This is a genomic window from Flavobacterium sp. 316 (genome assembly GCF_000967805.1).
Taxonomy (GTDB): domain Bacteria; phylum Bacteroidota; class Bacteroidia; order Flavobacteriales; family Flavobacteriaceae; genus Flavobacterium; species Flavobacterium sediminilitoris.
The window spans coordinates 153,187-173,370 of sequence record NZ_JYGZ01000005.1; the positions used below are offsets into that span (position 1 = coordinate 153,187).

A 20,184-nucleotide genomic window follows, 5' to 3' on the forward strand; every position below is an offset into this window, starting at 1 on the left:
TTATTCAAATATTCGTACTTTTGTTGGCATAATCTTTGATTTTAATTTGAAAATTAAAATTTATAAATAGACAACGTATGAAAAAAATCTTATTATTATTAATTTTTGTTTCAGTAAATATTTTTGCTCAAAAAACAGAAGGTGAACTAATTAATGTTACGTCCGAAGCTGCTAAAAAAGCAGTAGATACATCTTATGTAGGATGGAAGAAGGCCGGTAATTTTGTTTTGCTTTTTAATCAATCAGCTTTTAATAATGAATGGCTTGGAGGAGGAACAAGTAATGTTGCAGGGAATGCAGGATTAAATTACGACTTTAATTATAAAACTCCTGAAATGATTTGGGATAATAAATTTATTGCTGCTTATGGTTTAACCAAATTAAAAGATCAACCTACAACAAAATCAGATGATCGTTTAGAATTTACTTCTTTAATAGGTAAGAAAGCAAAAGGATATTGGTTTTATTCAGGTTTTTTAAACTTTAAAACTCAAATGGACTCTGGTTTTCTTCAAGAAACAGATGCAGTTACAAATGTTACTACTTATACAAAAATATCTCATTTTTTCTCTCCAGCATATTTACAAGCTGGACCAGGTATGTTATGGAAAAAAAGTGATAATCTAAAAGTAAATTTAGCTCCAGCTACTTCACGTTTAATATTTGTTCATAAACATTTTACAGAGTTTGGTTCTGCATTTGGTGTTGATCAAGGGAAAACATCTCGTTTTGAATTTGGTGCGGCTGTAAATGCATATTATAAATTTAATATTATGGAAAATGTTTCAATGGAAAACATATTAAATTTATATTCTAATTATTTAGATAACCCTCAAAATGTTGATATTGATTATCAAATGAATTTAGTAATGAAAATTAATAAATATATATCTACTAATGTTGCTTTTCAAGCTATTTATGATGATAATGCAATTGGAGCTTTTCAAATCAGAGAAGTATTTGGTTTAGGGTTCAACTACGGATTTTAAAAGAAAATAGATTATATCTAAAAAAAAGACCTCAATTGAGGTCTTTTTTTATTCGGTGTCCATTGCTTCTTTATATTCAGGATATAAAAATTTATTATAAGGGAAACGTGTAATATGAATTTCTCTAACAGCTTCATATACTTTTTCTCTAAATTCTTCAAAATTTAATTTATCTGTAGCAGAAATAAACAAGGCGTTATTTTCGCCTATTTTATTCATCCAAGTTTGTTTCCATTCATCTAATGTATAATGCTTTGCTTCTTTTTCAATCTCTAAATTATCATAATCAAAATATATAGGATTGTAAGCGTCAATTTTATTGAAAACCATTATAGTTGGTTTATTATCACTTTTAATTTCTTTTAAGATGTCGTTTACAGAAGAAATATGATCTTCAAAATCAGGATGAGAAATGTCAACTACATGAAGTAATAAATCAGCTTCTCTTACTTCATCTAAAGTACTTTTAAAAGATTCTACTAATTGAGTGGGTAATTTTCTAATAAAACCAACAGTATCACTTAAAAGAAAAGGTAAATTTTTTATTACGGTTTTACGAACAGTTGTGTCTAATGTTGCAAATAATTTATTTTCTACAAATACATCACTTTTTCCAATAGCGTTCATTAAAGTAGATTTTCCAACGTTAGTATAACCTACTAAGGCTACTCTAACCATTGCTCCACGGTTACCTCTTTGAACAGACATTTGCTTGTCTATCGTTTTTATTTTTTCTTTTAATAAGGAGATTCGGTCTCTTACAATACGTCTATCTGTTTCAATCTCTGTTTCTCCAGGACCACGCATTCCAATTCCACCTCGTTGACGTTCTAAGTGTGTCCACATTCCTGTAAGACGAGGTAGTAAATATTGACATTGTGCTAATTCAACTTGTGTTCTTGCGTAAGAGGTTTGAGCTCGTTGTGCAAAAATGTCTAGGATAAGATTAGTTCTGTCTAAAACTTTACAGTCTAATTCTTTTGTAATGTTTTTTAATTGAGAAGGAGACAATTCATCATCAAAAATTACTGTTTTGATATCATTGTCTTTTATGTAGTAATTAATCTCATCTAATTTACCAGTTCCTACAAACGTTTTTGGATTTGGTTTGTCCATTTTTTGAGAGAAACGTTTTACAACTTCTCCACCAGCAGTATAGGTTAAGAATTCTAATTCATCTAGATATTCTCTTAGTTTTTCTTCATCTTGGTTTTGAGTAACAATACCTACGATGGCTGTTTTCTCAAATTCATGTTTTTCTATTTCTAACATAGTCTTTCTTTATGATTACAAAAGTACAATTATTTAGCATAAAAAAACGCCCAGAATTTCTGGGCGTTTTTTTATACAATTATTTAAGGAGGATAAAAATAATTTATTCTTCTATTTTAATATTATCAACTTCCCATGTTCTAGAAGCAGATGCAGTAGAAGTATATTTAAAAGCTAAATAAATATTGCTTCCTGTATAAGAAGAAAGGTTAATTGGGCCTGAGTTTGTCCAAATAAAACTCCCAGTGTTTGTGTCTAAAGTAGCTGATAAATCTGACCAAGTTGCCAAGTTCGGATTACCAGATCCAGCATAATTTGTTGATATTTTTACTTCTAATAAGTTTCCACTATATCTTGAAGCTGTTTCAAAAGTAAGAGTTGCAGTTGAAACAGTACTTAAGTCTATTGCAGGTGAAATCAACCAATCTTCATTTGCATTATTAGCTCCACCACTATAACCACTAATAGCTGCAGAAGGAGCTGGATTTCCATATGTAGCTAAGTACCACTGTTGTGCTCCTGATACGCTATAATTTGTCCAATTAGAAAAATTAGTATCAAAAGATTCCTCAAATAATGGAACAATTCTAGGATTGTTAAGTTGTATATCGTTTAGGGTTCTTATCATAAACTGCCAAGTGTTACCAAATTTTGTTAATACACCTCTTATTTTACCATTTCCGCTAGGTATTTGATCTCCTGCGAAAGTAGCAAACTCACTTACACGTACTGTTATTGTGTTTCCAAATTCATCTGTTATTTGATGATTTGTTCCGCCACCTATTGTAAATACATCAGTATCATAATAGTTTTGATTTAATGAAGCATCAGTAAATTGAACGTTATCAAACTCAATTAATTTATTAATATATTGATTACTTGATGCTTGTGCAATTGTAACGTGATTTACTAAATCATCTTCATTTACATTTGAACATGAACGTAGTATAATATCTTCATATTCTACACCCGATATTCTACCAACGTCATCATTGTTTGGATTAGTTATATCACCACCGTCATATAATGAACCAATAACTGTAGCGCTATTGTCTATTTGGTAATAACGATTTTTCATGTTAATATATACAAGTCTTCCTGGTTCATATTTTGTATATAAATTATATGCATCAACTGGAATACTAAATCCAATATTTCCATCAGTTGAAACTAATGATATTGATTTATAGAAGTTTCCACCTTCATCACTTGATGTTACATAAGCTTCAATAATATCTTCTCCTGTCCATTCTTGATGATTAGATTGAGATGTAGAAGTAATATCAATCACTTCTTTAGTTGTTGTTAGGGTAACACATTCATTTGATAAATCAGGTGTTCCATAATCATCTCCATTTACACAACTAAATAGTGTTGTGAATAGAGCCGTTGTTAAAATTATTTTAAACTTCTTCATAGTTTATTTATTTTCAAAAATTCTAATATTATCTATTTGAAATGTTGTAGTTGCACCATTAGCTTTGCTTCCGATATAACGAAAAGCGACATAAACATTGTTGCTGTTTTGGTAATCGGATAAATTAACTATTCCGCTATTTACGAAAACATCGTCAGAATCAGGTGAGATAAAATCTAATTCTTCCCATGTTGAAGTTGAGATGTTATCTTTGTTTCCATCAAAATCAGTAGAAATTAAAACTTTAAATTCAGCAGAATTTGAAATTCTTTTCTTTGTGTCAAAAGTTAGACTTTCAGAATCAGGAGTAGCTGCGAAATCCATTTTTGAAGTAATTAACCAAATATCATCATTTGGGTCATTATAAGAAAAAAAGGAAGAAAATTCAGCATATTGATTTCCATCAAATTGTCTAACGTGCCATAATCTTGAACCTTCAACAGCTACGTTTAACCATCCAGATAAATTTACTGCAACTTCATTAGAACCACTTCCTCTGCTCTCATTTTCAAAATTATTTCCTACTAATACAGGAATATAATCTGTAACAACATCATAATCATCATCTTTTACACAGCTTGTAGTAATGCTTAGTATTACAGTTGCAATGAATATGTTTTTAAATATTTTTTTCATAATCAATTTTTTTAGAAATTAATATAGCAATTAACAAAGAATGTTCTTCCATATCCGTAAAAATACTTTGATCCAAATGAAGGAGTTCCATTTGCTTGATCTGCAACTAAATCAGGATATGTTGCTTTTCTTGATTGTTCAAAGCCACCAGTCTTATAAGTTACATCAAATATGTTGTTTATTGAGGCGAAAAAACCAAAAGTATTTCTGTTTTTAGAACTAATTCTCCAAGATTTTCCACCAACAACGTTTACTAATGTAAATCCATCAAACTTCTCTTGTTTTAAAATATTTCTAACATTTGGCTCTGTTGCTCCTGGGAAACTATAACCATTTGTATTATTTGGATCTGGATCAATAACGAAATTATTTGTTCTTAATATACTTGAAACATCGATATAACTATCAGATAGGTAGTTTACATTTGCTCCAATCCACCAGTAGTGAGGGTCACGATATTCTAAACCAAATGAATAAGCTTGTTGAGGAACTCCAGGTTGACGATAATCTTTAATATAAACTGTTCCAAAATCTTTTAGTGGATTTAAACCGTTTGCAGCTCTTCCATCATCATTTGTTACAAGTTTTGCATTGTCAGAATAAATATATTGACCGTATGAAGCAGAAGCAGTTGCTTTAATTGTAGAAGTTAATTGATATTCAAGACCTAATTCTGCACCAATTGATTGTTTGTCAAGTCCAGTTACGATTTCACTTACGAAAGAATCTTCATCACCTGAAACATCTCCTATACTTTCTGCATAAAAGAATGAAATTTCAGAGCTATTTGAGATTTTGTTATAGAATCCAGTTAATCTAGCTTTAAGATTAGGTGTTCTTATGATGTAACTTGCATCAGCAGCTACAATATCTTCATTAGTTAAATTAGGTGTAATATTATTGTTTAAACGTGCGTTAGAAAATACATTACGCATTATTGGTGCTTTTGTCATATATAAACCATTAAAGTCTAATAGATGACGACCATTTATTTTATAAGTTAAACCTCCTTTAAAACCAAAGTTTTCATAGGTTACTTTGTCTCCTTTTCCATATGAATTATCAGCATAAATTCCATTTCTGTATAATCCTTCTCTTTGGTATTCAGTTCTTGAAAAACTTTGAGCTAAATAAAAATCAAACTTGTTATAGTTAAATTTGAATTGAGTAAAACCATCTAAGATAGTAGCAAATAGATTATAGTTGTATCCATAAGTATCTCCTTCACGAACTTGTCTGTTTGGATTGTTTAAGTCAGATTGAGCATTGCTTCCTGTATAAAAAGGATCAATATCAGAGAAATATTCTCCACCCATTAAATCTAATAAGTTTTGGTGATTATGAGATTTTAATCTTTTGAAATTTACTCCTCCATTTAAACTTATGTTATCTGATAAACTTGAATTAATAATAGAGTTCGCACTCCATTGAGAATCATCTGTTCTGTCTTCATAAAGTGCATAAACACTTCTTCCTCCATTAGATGAATTTTGATTTGCAATGTACATTGCATTCCAGTTAATTTGTGGATTGGCTTTAAAATAAGATAAGGCATTTATTGCATCTTGATTTTGGTAAACTTGATTTCCATTTCCGTCTAGTACTGGGTTTCCATTTGCATCTGTTACTGGATCATTCCATAATTGAGGTTGATTTAAAAAGTAACTAGGTAAGTTTCTATAGTAAGTAGGGTCTGGATTATTTGCATTTTGAAAATCAATTCTTGTATTTCCAATTGTTCCTGTTTGGTAAGCAACATTTGTATTTAAAGTTGTTTTTTCAGTAATTTTCCAATAATGAGATAACATGTTAATTGGTTCTGCAATGTCTTTATCTCTTGAATTACGTTTTTGACCATCTTGCCATCCCCAATAAGAGTTATATTTAACTCCCATTATATCGGTAACTTCTTGTGTGTTTGGTGATGATTTTCCACGGCTATTTTGAGCGTAGATAGAAGTGAAGTTTAAACTGTGTTTATCATTGAATTTTTTCTCAACACTTGCGAAAAGTGAATTTGCGCTATAATCGGTACCATCAAAATAACCTTCTTGAGCCCATCTTCTTGATGCAGAGACTACGAAAGCCCATCCGTTTTTGTCTAAACCAGATGCATGAGTTGCCATTGCTCTCCAGCTATAATTTGTATTGGTCCCAGACATTGTTAATCTGTTTCCAGGTCTGTAAAAAGAAGCTCTTGTATTGATTTCTTGCGTTCCTAATATACTACCAAAAGTATAATCAGAAGGAGTAGAACCCATTGTGAATTCTTGATTACGAGTAGCATCATTTAAACCACCCCAATTACTCCATTGTGGTCTTCCATCATAAATTTTGTTCATAGAAATACCATTAATCATTGTATTTCCATATTGATTGTCTAAACCTCTAATTCTGAAACGAGCTTGCCCCCAATTAAAAGCTGCCGCCTGTTGATAAGTATCTCTTGAGGCTTGTAATAAACCAGAGGTACTTTCTGAACCAGTGTTGTCATCTCCTAAATCATTTTCAGTTATTGTTACTAAACTTAGTTGAAGCTCAGTAGTAATATCTTCTTCAAGAACAATAATACCTAAATCTAAAGTCTCACCTTCTGTAGGCTCTAGTGCAAAGGTTTGCGTTTTGTAACCAGTTGAGCTAATAAATAGCACAGGTTTACCTGAAGGTAATGTTTTGAAAGAAAAATTCCCTTCAAAATCAGTAACTACTGATTGATTTGTGCTTTGGATTGTAGCAACAACGTTTTGTAATGGTTTTTGAGTTTTGGAATCAACTACTGAACCTTTTAAGGCAGGGTTTTGTTGAGCAAAAACAAAAACAGCTTGTAGTACTAATAATGTACTTAATACAAGTTTTTTCATAGAATGGATAAAAATTAATAATAATTTAAAGGCCAAGTAATTTAAACTTAACAGCCTACAAATGTATAACTTTTAATAATATTATTTACCTTTGGCACCCGATTTGTATTAAAATTGATGGTAACATAACATTCATTATATGAAAATTAAACAATTTTTAGCTGCTTTTTTTGTGATTTTCACAATTAACCAATCTTTTTCGCAAGAAAAGAAATTTAAAATTCATACGGTTGCATTCTATAATTTTGAGAATCTGTTTGACACAATAAATGATCCTATAACTTATGATGAAGAGTATACTCCTTCTAATGGTTGGACTCATGGAAATTATAAAAAGAAATTAGAAAATTTATCAAGAGTAATTATTGAGTTAGGAACTGATGAAAATCCTACAAATTCTCCAGTTGTAATTGGAGCATGTGAGATTGAGAATAGACGTGTGCTAGAAGATTTGGTAAAAATGCCAAAGATAGTTGACAAGGGATATAAAATTGTACATTTTGATTCTCCAGACAAAAGGGGTATTGATGTAGCTTTATTGTATCAGGAAAAATATTTCACACCTACTAGTTATATAAACGTTCCTCTTTATATATATGAGAATGGAGAAAAAAACAACAAAAAAGAGAAAGAAGAAATAACTGAAGATACAGATGACAATGTAGAAGTAGATTCTAAAACTAAAAGAATTTATACACGAGATCAATTGTTAGTTACAGGTTATTTAGAAGGGGAAGAGATTAACTTTATTGTTAATCACTGGCCATCTCGTTCAGGAGGAGAGAAAAAAAGCAGTCCTAATAGGGAAGCTGCAGGAGCATTAAATAGAAAAATAATAGATTCTCTTTATAAAATAAATCCTAATGCAAAGATTATTACGATGGGGGATTTAAATGATGATCCTACTAATAAGAGTGTGAAAAAAGGAATAAAGGCTATTGGGAGAAAAGAAGACTTGAAAGCCTTTGATATGTATAACCCAATGGAGAAGATGCACAAGCAAGGAATAGGAACATTGGGCTATAGAGATTCTTGGAATATATTTGACCAAATGATTGTTTCAGAACCATTAGTTAGAAAAGATTATACTACTTGGACTTATTGGAAAGCTCAAGTTTTTAAGAAGCCTTATTTAATTCAAAACGAAGGAAGATGGAAAGGGTATCCTAAACGAAATTCGAATGGGGTTCCAGGATTTAGTGATCACCTTCCTGTTTATTTGTATCTTATAAAACAAGTGAATTAAAATCGGTTTTTAATTTTTTTTAAAAGAAAAGGTTAGTAGGTAATTTTTATATTGCAAACTAACCTTTTCTTTTTTTATTAACTTTACATTTAATTTTTTTAAAATGAGTATACAAAAACCTTTCAATTTAACTAAATGGATAGAGGAGAATAGACATTTGTTAAAACCGCCAGTTGCAAATAAAAATTTATATATTGATTCAGGAGATTTTATTGTAATGATTGTAGCAGGGCCAAATGCTCGAAAAGATTATCATTATAATGAAACAGAAGAGTTGTTCTATCAATTAGAAGGCAATATAACAATTCATGTTCAAGAAGATGGAAAGAAAAAATCAATGAAGCTAGGTGCGGGTGATATGTATTTACATCCTGCTAAAATTCCGCATTCTCCTAATAGGGAAGAGGGTTCTATTGGGTTGGTTTTTGAAAGAAAAAGGAAAGACTTACCTGTTAAAGATGGATTGTTGTGGTATTGCGATACTTGTAATCATAAATTATATGAGGTTTATTTTAAACTTAATGATATTGAAAAGGATTTTTTAAGCCATTTTAAAGCGTTTTACACTTCTATTGAAAAAAGAACGTGTAGTAATTGTGGAAGTATTATGGAAACGAACCCTAAATTTATATAAAAATATAGTCAGGTTTTTTCCTATTTGTCAAAATAAAAAAATTAAAATCAATTTCATACATTTGTAGAAATATAACAAAAACAAGTAAAAAAGTTACAATGTCAACAATATCGCAACAATTCGGAATGCAAGAAGCATTGGAAATATTAGGAGTAAAAGAGATTAATCAAGGGACTTCAACAGGAAGTGAGTGGTTTTCAAATGGTGATAAAATAGATAGTTTTTCACCTGTTGATGGAACGTTAGTAGGATCTGTTACAACTACTACAAAAGAAGATTATGAACGCGTGATGCAAAAAGCAACTGAGGCTTTTAAAACTTTTAGAGCTATACCAGCTCCGCAAAGGGGAGAAATTGTACGTCAGTTTGGAAATAAATTAAGGGAACTAAAAGAGCCTCTAGGGAAATTAGTTTCGTATGAAATGGGGAAATCTTTGCAAGAGGGTTATGGAGAAGTTCAGGAAATGATTGACATTTGTGATTTTGCAGTTGGACTATCGCGTCAATTGAATGGACAGACAATTCCTTCAGAGCGTCCAGGACATGTAATGCGAGAACAATGGCATTCAATAGGAGTTGTAGGTATTATTTCTGCTTTTAATTTTCCAGTAGCTGTTTGGTCTTGGAACACAGCTCTTGCATGGATTTGTGGAGATGTTTGCGTATGGAAAGCATCGGAAAAAGCACCTTTATGTTCTATTGCTTGTCAAAATATTATAGCTGAGGTTTTAAAAGAAAATAATTTACCAGAGGGTATTTCTTGTATTATTAATGGTGATTATAAAGTAGGGGAGATGATGACATCAGATACTAGAATTCCTTTAGTGTCTGCAACAGGATCTACTCGTATGGGAAGAATTGTTGGTGCAAAAGTAGCAGAACGTTTTGGTAAGTCTTTATTAGAGTTAGGAGGAAATAATGCCATTATAATTACTCCAACTGCTGATTTAAAAGTGGTTGTTCCAGGAGCTGTTTTTGGAGCTGTAGGAACTTGTGGACAACGTTGTACTTCTACCAGACGTTTAATTATTCATGAATCGGTTTACGATACTGTTAGAGATGCTATTGTGGGGGCTTATGGTCAAATTAAAATTGGTAATCCATTAGATGAAACGAAACACGTAGGGCCACTTATTGATAAAGATGCTGTTAATACTTATTTAGCTGCTATTGAAAAAGCGAAAGCGGAAGGTGGAAAAGTATTAGTAGAAGGAGGTGTTTTAGTGGGTGAAGGATATGAAAGTGGTTGTTATGTGAAACCAGCGATTATTGAAGCTGAAAATCATTTTGAAATTGTACAACATGAAACTTTTGCGCCTATTTTATATTTAATGAAGTATAGCGGAGAAGTTGAAAACGCAATTGATTTACAAAATGGTGTAGCTCAAGGGTTGTCTTCGGCTATTATGACTAATAGTATGAAAGAAGCTGAAAAATTCTTGTCTTTTGCAGGTTCTGATTGTGGTATTGCCAATGTAAATATTGGTACTTCTGGTGCGGAGATAGGTGGTGCTTTTGGTGGAGAAAAAGAAACTGGTGGAGGAAGAGAATCGGGTTCTGATGCTTGGAAAGTGTATATGAGAAGACAAACGAATACGATAAACTATTCTGATCAATTACCTTTAGCGCAAGGAATAAAATTTGATTTGTAGTTTTTATAGTAAAAAGTGACAAGTAATTAGTGAATGGTTACTTTATTTATACAAAACCCTGTAAATAATTTATTTGCAGGTTTTTTTTTGATTTTAATGTTGCTAAGATTATTGGTAATGTTTCAAAGTTAGTGATACCTGTTTTTATAGTTGCTAATCCATTGAAAATCAAAGTTTAATTGAAGAAAAGCATAGAAAAGGAACGTAATATTGCGTTCCTTTTCCTAATTATATAAAGCCTTAAAAACGAAGAAAATGATAAAAAAGTCGACTTTGTGTATCAGAATTAGTGATAGCTTAATTTGCCCAAACTGTAAAATTAAAAACTTAATAAAGAATGGCTTTACAAAAAACAAAAAGCAACAGTTTTATTGTAAAAATTGCCATAAAAGATGGATTGATTTTTATTGTTACAAAGCTTATAAATTAACAACTAATGCAAAAAAGATTCCTAACCCTATTTTCTACAAAAATAAAAGTTATGAAGTAGATGAAATGCGTTGCTATTTAAAACGAAAAGAAAAACCTATATGGATTGTGTATGCTTTAGAAAGAAAAACAAAACGTGTAGTTAGTTTTAGTCTAGGTAGAAGAACTAAAAGAACTATTTAAGATGTAACCAATTCTTTAGCTTTAGCTTCACCAAAAAGTATTTATACTGATGGATTATTCCATTATAGATCATTAATAGTTAAAGCACTTCATAAAGTAAACCGTTTTGGCATAAATGTTATTGAAAGAAATAATCTTTCTATGCGAACTCATTTAAAAAGACTACAAAGAAAAACAATTTGTTTTTCTGGAAGTTTTATTTTGTTGCAATGTGTTTTAAGAATCTATTTTTGGGTTGAAAAGTTGTATTCTTCTCAAGAATATTTTTTATAAGCATTAGCTAATTTTTCATCATATTTATTTGCTTTATACCCAGAACCATTATATCGATATGCAAAACCAGCCCAATCTTTATTTTGTAAATAAGGAATAAGATTATTTGTTTTTAGAAATTTGCCAAAAGCGGTTAGATGCTCTTTTTCGTTTAGGTGCATTTTTTGGACAAATTCTTCAATAGAATTATAGCCAATAGGGACAGCATTGAATCCCATAATTTGAAAACAACCCCATGAAGTGGCACAATATGCAGCATCTTGAAATGCTTGACTAGGGTTTATTTGTATTGCTTTTTGTAAGCGGGCATGTTCTCCATCTCCACCTAAGTAGTGTTTTTTTGTCCAAGATTGATATAAGACATTAGCTGTATTTGCATTTGAATATTGATTAGGGTTGACACCTCTTTTATTTAATTCTCTCCAAAAAACATGTCCTTCAAATAATATTTTAGGCTTGCCACTTACTAAAAATCCTTTTCCTCTACTTTCTACTTCATTTACTGCTTTCACACAAGCTAATTCAAGTTGAAATTCATTAGCAAATTCCATTAAATCTCGCTCAGATAATAATTTATCATTATGTGTTGTAATATTGCTTAATTCGAATAGTTTTGACCATGTTTTTATGCCAACTATTCCGTCTACAACTAAGTTGTTTTTATATTGAAAGTCTTTAACTGCTGCATCTACTTGAAGTGTAAATGAATCTGAAACAATTAAGTTATAACCTAATTTTGAAAGTAAATCGCACAGTGTAGTGACTTCAGGTGCTTTATTGTTGTATTTTATAGTTCTCATATTTTTTTGATTTAATAACCCAGAAAATGGTTGCTAATTATTTCAGGATATGAAAGTGATTTTAAGGTATTAAGATTTGAAATTTTAACTTCTTTAAAAAAGAAATCTACTGTTTCATCGAAATTATTTGTTTCAATGTTTGATGATGAAAAGGTTTCAATACCTAAGGAATAGTATATTGTATTGTTAATTTTAAATTTTGTTAATTCTATTCCGCTTCCTTCATCTATAATTGTATCGCCAGAAACTAGTTGTTTTTCTTTTGTGTCAAATTTTACTAGAATTCTATCTTTATCTATTTTAATCCAAGGTTCTTGTGTGTTTTGGTTTGTAAAAAGATTGAGTATTCTAGCTGTTTCAATTTCATTTCCGATTGTTTCAAAGCTATACTTTAGCCATGTGTTTACATTACCATGGTTGTTATTGTTAAATTTATAGATTCCATTATCTTGGATTAAAAGTTTAACTTCTAGTTTTGATTTTTGCTCGTTGTTAACTAATTTGGGTTCTCTTATTTTTATACCAAGATTTGTACTTTTAACTAATTTTAAATAGTAATCTTGTCTTGGAAATAGATCTTTATTCTTAAAAGAAGTCTCTTTTTGTTTAAACCAATGTTCTATAGTTTTAAATTCATTAAAATTTAATAACCATCTTGTTTCTATACTTTTTTGCATGATGTTAAATTAATTGTGATTTGGTATATAGATTGTGGAAGAGGTTGAAAAATCAAAACCAAAATTTTTTGATGAGATGATGTTATTGTCTATATCAAAATAATTTACTTCATATCCGATAGTTGTGTTTAAAGAAGTACTGTTTTTAATAATAAAATTAAAAAGGATAGGTTTTCTAAAGTCATCTTTTAGTTTTTCAATAATGAATACACTTCCTGTGTCGTTAACAGTTAGTTTTATTTGTATTTTATTAATATCGGTTTCTTGTTTTTGAATTTGAACTTGTATGTATCTATTGTAATTTGTAGACGAAGAGACTATTTGACTAAATTCGTCGCTAATATTTTCAATGCTCTCAAAATCAAAATAAACATCTTTAAGTGGTTTTGACGTAAGATTAGAGTTTAATTGAGTATGAAGTAATTCAACTGACTGTCCTCCGTCTAACAAGGGATAGTTGGAAAAAAGAGAACTATTATAATGAATGTTATTATTGCTATCAATTGTTAAAACAGAATTTAATTTACATTGTGAAATGGAAACATTTGTGAGGTTTATTTTTTTTGATTCTTCGTCAAAAATGATTTCAATTATCTCACCTATTGTTTTTTCTAAATTTATATCAATTACAGCAGTGTCTTTAATCTCTTTATGTTTAAAATTTATATTGGCATATTGAGAAATAGAGTTGTTAATTGCATTTATAAGAATACTAGCTTCATTAAGATTTTCTGTATTAAGAGAAATTAAAAAATGTTTTCCATCTACTGTTATTTCTGCATTTTGTAATAAATGATTTCCATTAATTTCATATTCAGAATTAATTTCATTAGGATAAATAAATCGAACATCGGTTAAATAATTAATGCTGTTTCCATCAAGAAAGTTATTTTTTTTGAGATCAATTTTGAGTTTTGCTAAGTCAAATTCAGATAAATTAGGACCAATTGCAAACTGAAAATTAATTTTAGAAATGTCTTCTGTTAAACCTGTTCCTTCTTCATACGCGTGAAAAATAGTTTCAATACATGGTTTCATGGTGTCAGTATCTCTACTAATGTGATATTTTTTAGGTATTAATAAAAATTCATTCGCTGTTGTAGTCGATTTATAAATGGAAAGACTGTCAAAATTTACACCTGGAACAAAAATTTGTTGATATTGAGAAAAATCTTCATTTAGGTTAAAAGGATGATTAATAAATCCACCGCCAATAGTTTTATAAAGGCTTTTTGAAGGATCATTAGGTAATGGATAATTGATAGTTTTATTTACTTTAAGAAGGAAAGTACTTTTTACAAAATCAGGTGTTATTTTTTCATTCTTTGCAGTAAGTTTTTTTTCAACTTGAATGGCTCTGATGTCATTTTTAATATTGTTTTTGGCAGTACCTTTTCTTACAATAAGAGGAGCTTCAATAATCATTTTTCTTTTTATATTGCTCTTTTCTGTGGGTTTTAGGTTAAGAAGCTGTCTGTTGAATTTGAAATCTTTAGCAAAAATGAAGTTTCTTTTAAATTTAGAATATCCTTTGAAATCGAAAAATAAGTCTAGATTACATTTAAATCGATCAATATCAGTTACTAAATTAGAAAAGGCAATTTTTACAGCCTCACCTATTAAGTGAAATGTAATTTCTTTTTTAACAGTATCAACATTTCCATTTATTGTTATAACTCGATCACTAACTTTTAGATTTAGTACGACTTGCTTTAAATTTAATGCAATGTTTTGTTGTGTAGGAGTTGATGGTTTGTTTTTTTCAATATATTTTAAAGTTATTCGACCTATTAAATCACTATTTTGACCTTTGCTATCTAGTATGTTTTCATAATAAAAAAGAGTATTGTTGTTTGGAATAACTTCTATTTCAGGAAAGTATAAGTTGATTTTGGAATCTGTAAAATCTTTAAAGGTTGAGTTTTCTCTAATAGATTGACTATTTTCGATAATAGGAAAATATTCTTTAGTCATTAACGGTCTAATTATTAATGGTTTTATTTGTATAGAATTAATAATAGGGTGTCTTATAACTTTGAAATTTGAAGCTTTAGTTCCTTTGAATGATGTACTAGGTTTTGATGCTTCAAGATTGAATCTATTTACAGGAACTAATTTAGTTCCTTGTAATTTTAGTGTTTTTAAATCTGGCATAATTGTTTTTGTGCTAATTTGTTAATCTGTACCAATCACTTTTTCAGAAATTGTAATTTCTAAATTAGAAATAGAAAATGTTTCATCTGTTTCTAATAGGTCATATTCTTTTATTTCGTTTGTGTTTTTAACTGAAATAATTTGTTCTCTAATTTTAATTTTGCTAGGAATTTCATTTTTTACAAAGTCAAAAACAAAAGATTTTGATTTATCACTTATATCATACCAAGTACTTGGAACTATTGAATCTATTTCGTTTCCACTCTTGCTTTTTGTTTTCAGAAAAAGTAGACTTTTATTATCTAATAATCTACTAGAGCTTTTCCAAGAATAGTTTCCATTTGAATCTGGATAACCTACTTCAATAGATACAATTTGAGCAGAAGGATCATTGTTTTCTTTTAATGAAACTTTAACTTGAATTTTTTTAAATGGATAATCTGTTGTCATAATTTTTGTATTAAACAAAAGGGGAAATTTTCCCCTTTTGTAGGTTTATATTATTCATCTAAAAATGCAGCTCTAATTTTTTCGATATCTTTATTTTGAGCATCAGTTCCTGATGGGATTTCAAATAAAACGTCTCCTTCTTGATAGTCTAATTCAATGTAGTTAGTTGAAACAGATACTTTTTTAGATTTTGAACCTATTTTTCCTTTACAAGTGTATTTTATCTTGTATTTTGTAGGTTTTATAGTGTAATCCATCTCATACCAAGAACGATACGGAATTAAATCTTCAAAATTCTCAGAAGTAAATTTGAATTTTTTAGTTGACATTTTATCTACTTTTAAAGTAACTTCAAGTGTATCACATTGAAGTAATTGTTCTGTAGATAAAGTATAATTAATCATGTTTTGGATAGGAAGAGGAATGAATACTTTAGTTCCGTCAAATTCATATTCATTAACAGTGTCTTTTAGTTTTATTCTTTTATCTTTTTCATACATTACATTTTGACGTACTTTAATTTTGCTAGGAGTACTGTTTTTTACAAAATCAAATACAAAAGCATTTTTCTCTTTTGATTTGTCAACCCATGTAGCGGGAAAAATAGCATCGATTTCTTTACCTGATTTTGAGGTTGTTTTTACATAAGGACTTCCTTCTGGAGCAATCATTCTTCCTGAACTTTTCCATACAGTATTTCCTTTTGAATCTGGATAACCTACTTCAATAGATACTTGACTTACTGGACTATCATTTAGAATATCTCCTTCTTTGTCTAGTTTTATTAATCCTCCATTTAGAGAAGCAATTACTTGAACTTTTTGGAAATCTTCATCTAGACGAACTTCTGTGATATAATTTTTTAAATCTTCTTTTGCGGCTGCTCCAGATTTCGAAGTTAACGGTGTTAAGTTTCCACTTATTTTAGAGTCCATAACTTCAATAGCAGAAAATTTAATTTCGTCTGTGAAGTTAACTTGTCTAATTTGTTTTCCATGTTTTAAGCTTACACCTACACTTGCACCACCAAATAGAATTCTCCAAAAAGAACTTGGTCTTTCAGCATCTTTGGCAGGAGTGAATTCTTTTTCTGGCTTGTCAAAAATTTCTTTTTGGAGTAATTGAAAAGCAAATTCTCTTTGTTTTGTTATTAGCTCATGTTCAAATTGCTTTCTTTCTTCATTTGTAAATTGGTTATCTGTTATAATTTCAGATACAATTCCTCCATCTGTTATGATTTTTTCATATTCACTTTCCCAATCTAAATTTACACCGCTCCATCCTACAGATGCTTTAGCTGAAAAGTATGTGTGAACTCTTTTCGCATTTACTGTAGTTTTGATTATTGTAGTAGGTAAATAAGCTTTATATTTAATTCGGTTTTCTACAACTAGGTTATTAGTTCCGTTTTGTAAAGCATCTTTAACTATTGAAGCACTGTTTCTTCCCATTAAAATTGAAAAGGCATTTTCTCCTAAACCGAATGTTGTACCAGCTCCTTCTCCTTGAATATTAAATGTCCAAGGATTTGCACCGCCAAAAGGGTTATTTGGTGATTTTTCTCCTACAACGTGCATTGAAATATTGTTTTCAACTAATTGGATAGGTCTTACATTGGTTTCATCAAAATCTCTATCTACTCCTTTTTTATAAGAGAAAAGACCTAAAAGCTTGGATTCTCTATTGTTTTGATATTCTTTATGTAAGTGTGTTTTTAGTTTGTCAATTGCTTTTTTTAATAATGCTTCAGGTACATCTATCGTTGTGGTTAACGATGTATAAGCTCCTGCTTCTTCTTCTAATCCTTCTGCTCCAATAACAGTTGATGAATCACCTTCGGATTTAAAAACTTGCATTGAGAATTTAAATTTTCCATCTTTCCCTGGCTCTTTAGCTAGTCTTGGTTCTTTTGGGTAGTAATAAAACTGCATTGCTTGTCCACTCTCTCTTAATAAGATGTTGTTTGGATCTGGAGAAAACAATAATGAAAAATTGGCGCCATCTTCGTTTTCTAATAAGATTTCTACTCTTCCTGCTCCTGAATGAGGATAACCTAGAGGTGTTACTTTTGCCATAATTATATAATTTTGTGGTTTTTCCTACTCTATTAAGGCTTTTCGGATTTCGCCTTTTACTTAATTTTTTTGGAATTAATAAATCAATATCTTTTTCTTAGTTGTTATGATTTGATTTTTAAAACTTTGTAAAATTGAGATTAATTAAAATCTTGTAAAAGAGCATATTACCTGATTTTTTTGAGTTTTTTTCAGGATGATTGAAAGTGAAAAAAGAGTGAAAGTATGGGGAAATACCCTTTTTAAAGTAAGGGTATAAAAAAAGGATTCGCATTGCGAATCCTTTTTTTATAGTAAGAATGATGTATTATTTTGTCTTCTTGACATATTGTGTTAAAATAACGATATGTTGATTTTCTACACGTCCTTCAATTTGTTCTGCATTGTCCCAAACTAATTTGATATTATGGACAGCAGCTCCACGTTTTGCAGTAAATGTTGCTCCTTTTACATCTAAATCTTTAATTAAAACGACTGAATCTCCATCTTGAAGAATATTTCCGTTAGAGTCTTTGTGTATGATTTTTCCCTCTTCTTCCTCTCCTTCACCTGTAGCTTTTGCCCATTCTAGTGCTTCTTCATCTAAATACATCATATCTAACATGTCATGATTTTTTAATCTAGCATGCATTCTCCAAGAAATAATTTGAACAGGAAGATTTTCATTCCACATACTGTCATTTAAACATCTCCAATGATTAACGTCAGTATTTTCTGGATTTTCAATTTGGTCAATGCAAACTTTACAGGCTAATATAGATTGGTCTAAATTTTCTTCAGTATTAGGAGCTACGTTAAAAACGCTTAAATCATATTCATTACTGCATAATTCACATTTTGAATTGCTTCTGTCTTTTAATTTTTTTTCTATTACGCTCATATTTATAAGTTGAAACTTGCTCCAATTGAGAAGTTAAATTGATTATTATATTTTTCAAATCCTACAGGATCATTGTCATATTGTGCTATTGGAAATTGTATTTCAGAATAAATTCCAAATCCTTCTGAGAAAAAATAACGAGCACCTAAATGGGCTCCAAAATTCTTTATTCCAATATTTAAACCAGGATAGAAGTCTAATTTTTCTTCAATATTGAATATGTCAGCAATATTTGCGCTAAATCTTGCTCTTATATCAAAACGATCATCGAAATTAGGTTTTTCACCTAATACTTCTTCAATCCCTAATAGATAAGATGAAGTGAAGCCAAAGGACATGTTTTTTCCAATTCCTTTATCGAAAGTTGCAATTATTCCAGTTCCTTTGTTTTGAAAATTAGCACCAACTTGAAATTTTTGATCTCCTTTTCCTGTAAAAACTTGCGCATTTACTATACTAGAAAATAATATAGTTAGAAATAAAATTTTTTTCATGATTAATAAATTTTATACAAATATAAAAATATAACTTAATTTCTTCCCTTTTCATTAGGATATAACAATGGTAGGGAATCACTTTGCCAAAATTCTTTAGTATCTACATTTAAAATAGAGAGTGAACCAGTAAAAGCAGCGCCTGTATCTACATTCCATACAGATGAGGCTTGGTGTGGAGTTGTTTTGTTGATTTTTGTAACAGGAGTGTGTCCAATATAGATTTCTTTGTATATCTTTAATCTATTAGGATATAAAATGTCATCAAAAGAAATATTTGGATTTAATGAAATAGCTGTTTCCCATAATGTTCTATCCCAGTAAAATGAAGGTTTAAAATATTCATACTCTACTCCTTTTTGATTTGTGAAACCTGCATGAATATACAATCTATTGTCTTCGTCAATGAAATACTCTTTGAGAGATTCTAAAAATGAGATATGTTTGTTTATAATATCTTGATTGATTTTTTCATAAGCTTTAATTGTTGATGATCCTCCATGAATAAGCCATTCTTTATTAAAGCTTTTTGTTTTTAAATAGTTTAAAAGTAAATCATCATGATTTCCTTTTATAAAAATACAATTATATTTATTTTTTAGTGTAATTAAGTAATTAATTACTTCTGGAGATTCGCTCCAACCATCTACATAATCACCTAAAAAAATTAATAAATCCTTTTCTGAAATTTTTATTTTTTTTAGTACTTGGATTAAAGCTTTTAGACCTCCATGGATGTCCCCAATAACGAATTTTTGCATTTTTTTATTTAAATATTTAATATTCAGTATTTTATGCGTTTTTAAACTTTAACAAAATCGGCAGAATTGTTGTAAAATTTAGAACTTGTAACACCTTATTTTTGAAATAGCAAAAATAAGGTGTTACAAATTACTTCACTTTGTAAAAACTGAAATAAGTGTAGAAAGTAATAAAAAAAATGATATAAACAAACTTAAATTTTTAGTATTATGAAAAAAGCTATTTTATTTATCGGAATGTTATTTGGATTTTCCATTTTAATGACATCATGTACAACAGACGAGTATGATCAGCAAATAG

Annotated in this window: 17 protein-coding genes and 1 pseudogene; 6 read left to right on the forward strand and 12 right to left on the reverse strand. The window is 29.6% G+C overall.

From position 1 onward, the window contains the following. Window positions 1–77 precede the first annotated feature (77 nt). Window positions 78–989 carry a DUF3078 domain-containing protein gene (locus SY27_RS11790; RefSeq protein ID WP_045970530.1) on the forward strand — a complete coding sequence of 304 codons (912 nt, stop codon included), beginning with the start codon at window positions 78–80 and terminating at the stop codon, window positions 987–989. A 48-nt stretch (window positions 990–1,037) separates the two neighbouring features. Here the strand turns inward: SY27_RS11790 and hflX are convergent, their stop codons facing one another. From hflX to SY27_RS11810, 4 genes are all read right to left on the reverse strand, one after another. Continuing rightward, the gene (hflX, locus tag SY27_RS11795; RefSeq protein WP_045970532.1) at window positions 1,038–2,261 is read right to left on the reverse strand and encodes a GTPase HflX; all 1,224 of its coding nucleotides are present in this window, start codon (window positions 2,259–2,261) and stop codon (window positions 1,038–1,040) included. 103 nt (window positions 2,262–2,364) lie between these two features. Beyond that, window positions 2,365–3,678 (reverse strand): DUF5689 domain-containing protein, encoded by a 1,314-nt coding sequence (locus SY27_RS11800; RefSeq protein WP_045970534.1) that lies wholly within the window; start codon window positions 3,676–3,678, stop codon window positions 2,365–2,367. Window positions 3,679–3,681: 3 nt separating this feature from the next. Then, a complete protein-coding gene (locus SY27_RS11805; RefSeq protein ID WP_045970536.1) occupies window positions 3,682–4,314 on the reverse strand; it encodes a choice-of-anchor J domain-containing protein in 633 nt (210 codons plus the stop codon). An 11-nt stretch (window positions 4,315–4,325) separates the two neighbouring features. Next, window positions 4,326–7,175: a TonB-dependent receptor gene (locus SY27_RS11810; RefSeq protein ID WP_045970537.1), complete on the reverse strand. Its 2,850-nt coding sequence runs from the start codon at window positions 7,173–7,175 to the stop codon at window positions 4,326–4,328. 139 nt (window positions 7,176–7,314) lie between these two features. Between SY27_RS11810 and SY27_RS11815 the strand changes: the two genes are divergently transcribed. From SY27_RS11815 to SY27_RS19105, 5 genes and pseudogenes are all read left to right on the forward strand, one after another. After that, window positions 7,315–8,421: an endonuclease gene (locus tag SY27_RS11815; RefSeq protein ID WP_045970540.1), complete on the forward strand. Its 1,107-nt coding sequence runs from the start codon at window positions 7,315–7,317 to the stop codon at window positions 8,419–8,421. Window positions 8,422–8,524: 103 nt separating this feature from the next. Then, window positions 8,525–9,055: a 3-hydroxyanthranilate 3,4-dioxygenase gene (locus SY27_RS11820; protein WP_045970542.1), complete on the forward strand. Its 531-nt coding sequence runs from the start codon at window positions 8,525–8,527 to the stop codon at window positions 9,053–9,055. Window positions 9,056–9,153: 98 nt separating this feature from the next. Further along, window positions 9,154–10,707, forward strand: coding sequence for an aldehyde dehydrogenase family protein (locus SY27_RS11825; RefSeq protein ID WP_045970544.1), 1,554 nt, complete (start codon window positions 9,154–9,156; stop codon window positions 10,705–10,707). 255 nt (window positions 10,708–10,962) lie between these two features. After that, window positions 10,963–11,319, forward strand: coding sequence for an IS1 transposase (locus SY27_RS19100; RefSeq protein ID WP_052705310.1), 357 nt, complete (start codon window positions 10,963–10,965; stop codon window positions 11,317–11,319). A 30-nt stretch (window positions 11,320–11,349) separates the two neighbouring features. After that, a pseudogene (locus SY27_RS19105) lies at window positions 11,350–11,592 on the forward strand (IS1 family transposase); the annotation flags it as partial. Here the strand turns inward: SY27_RS19105 and SY27_RS11835 are convergent. The 8 genes from SY27_RS11835 to SY27_RS11870 all read right to left on the reverse strand — a co-directional run bounded on the left by SY27_RS11835 (window position 11,574) and on the right by SY27_RS11870 (window position 19,883). Continuing rightward, window positions 11,574–12,392, reverse strand: a complete 819-nt coding sequence (locus SY27_RS11835) for an N-acetylmuramidase family protein (protein ID WP_045970546.1) — start codon at window positions 12,390–12,392, stop codon at window positions 11,574–11,576. The pseudogene SY27_RS19105 and the gene SY27_RS11835 sit on opposite strands and share 19 nt — an antisense overlap. An 11-nt stretch (window positions 12,393–12,403) precedes the next feature. Next, on the reverse strand, window positions 12,404–13,069 hold the full coding sequence (locus tag SY27_RS11840) for a hypothetical protein (protein ID WP_045970548.1): 666 nt from the start codon (window positions 13,067–13,069) through the stop codon (window positions 12,404–12,406). Between the two features lie 9 nt (window positions 13,070–13,078). Next, complete coding sequence (locus tag SY27_RS11845) at window positions 13,079–15,223, reverse strand: hypothetical protein (protein ID WP_045970550.1); 2,145 nt, start codon at window positions 15,221–15,223, stop codon at window positions 13,079–13,081. 21 nt (window positions 15,224–15,244) lie between these two features. Beyond that, the gene (locus SY27_RS11850) at window positions 15,245–15,673 is read right to left on the reverse strand and encodes a hypothetical protein (RefSeq protein ID WP_045970552.1); all 429 of its coding nucleotides are present in this window, start codon (window positions 15,671–15,673) and stop codon (window positions 15,245–15,247) included. A gap of 50 nt (window positions 15,674–15,723) precedes the next feature. After that, a complete protein-coding gene (locus tag SY27_RS11855) occupies window positions 15,724–17,748 on the reverse strand; it encodes a hypothetical protein (RefSeq protein WP_045970554.1) in 2,025 nt (674 codons plus the stop codon). A gap of 307 nt (window positions 17,749–18,055) precedes the next feature. Continuing rightward, window positions 18,056–18,628, reverse strand: a complete 573-nt coding sequence (locus tag SY27_RS11860; RefSeq protein WP_045970556.1) for an alkylphosphonate utilization protein — start codon at window positions 18,626–18,628, stop codon at window positions 18,056–18,058. Between the two features lie 2 nt (window positions 18,629–18,630). Continuing rightward, window positions 18,631–19,122: a DUF6646 family protein gene (locus SY27_RS11865; RefSeq protein WP_045970558.1), complete on the reverse strand. Its 492-nt coding sequence runs from the start codon at window positions 19,120–19,122 to the stop codon at window positions 18,631–18,633. Window positions 19,123–19,157: 35 nt separating this feature from the next. After that, entirely contained in the window at window positions 19,158–19,883 is a 726-nt protein-coding gene (locus tag SY27_RS11870; protein ID WP_045970560.1) for a metallophosphoesterase family protein, read from the reverse strand. Window positions 19,884–20,184 lie beyond the last annotated feature (301 nt).

Coding starts and splice junctions, on each gene's coding strand:
- SY27_RS19100 (WP_052705310.1), top strand. CDS start 10,963: ATGATAAAAAAGTCGACTTTGTGTATCAGAATTAGTGATAGCTTAATT.
- SY27_RS11845 (WP_045970550.1), bottom strand. CDS start 15,223: ATGCCAGATTTAAAAACACTAAAATTACAAGGAACTAAATTAGTTCCT.
- SY27_RS11865 (WP_045970558.1), bottom strand. CDS start 19,122: ATGAAAAAAATTTTATTTCTAACTATATTATTTTCTAGTATAGTAAAT.
- SY27_RS11815 (WP_045970540.1), top strand. CDS start 7,315: ATGAAAATTAAACAATTTTTAGCTGCTTTTTTTGTGATTTTCACAATT.
- SY27_RS11855 (WP_045970554.1), bottom strand. CDS start 17,748: ATGGCAAAAGTAACACCTCTAGGTTATCCTCATTCAGGAGCAGGAAGA.
- SY27_RS11850 (WP_045970552.1), bottom strand. CDS start 15,673: ATGACAACAGATTATCCATTTAAAAAAATTCAAGTTAAAGTTTCATTA.
- SY27_RS11870 (WP_045970560.1), bottom strand. CDS start 19,883: ATGCAAAAATTCGTTATTGGGGACATCCATGGAGGTCTAAAAGCTTTA.
- SY27_RS11825 (WP_045970544.1), top strand. CDS start 9,154: ATGTCAACAATATCGCAACAATTCGGAATGCAAGAAGCATTGGAAATA.
- SY27_RS11860 (WP_045970556.1), bottom strand. CDS start 18,628: ATGAGCGTAATAGAAAAAAAATTAAAAGACAGAAGCAATTCAAAATGT.
- SY27_RS11835 (WP_045970546.1), bottom strand. CDS start 12,392: ATGAGAACTATAAAATACAACAATAAAGCACCTGAAGTCACTACACTG.
- SY27_RS11820 (WP_045970542.1), top strand. CDS start 8,525: ATGAGTATACAAAAACCTTTCAATTTAACTAAATGGATAGAGGAGAAT.
- hflX (WP_045970532.1), bottom strand. CDS start 2,261: ATGTTAGAAATAGAAAAACATGAATTTGAGAAAACAGCCATCGTAGGT.
- SY27_RS11810 (WP_045970537.1), bottom strand. CDS start 7,175: ATGAAAAAACTTGTATTAAGTACATTATTAGTACTACAAGCTGTTTTT.
- SY27_RS11840 (WP_045970548.1), bottom strand. CDS start 13,069: ATGCAAAAAAGTATAGAAACAAGATGGTTATTAAATTTTAATGAATTT.
- SY27_RS11800 (WP_045970534.1), bottom strand. CDS start 3,678: ATGAAGAAGTTTAAAATAATTTTAACAACGGCTCTATTCACAACACTA.
- SY27_RS11790 (WP_045970530.1), top strand. CDS start 78: ATGAAAAAAATCTTATTATTATTAATTTTTGTTTCAGTAAATATTTTT.
- SY27_RS11805 (WP_045970536.1), bottom strand. CDS start 4,314: ATGAAAAAAATATTTAAAAACATATTCATTGCAACTGTAATACTAAGC.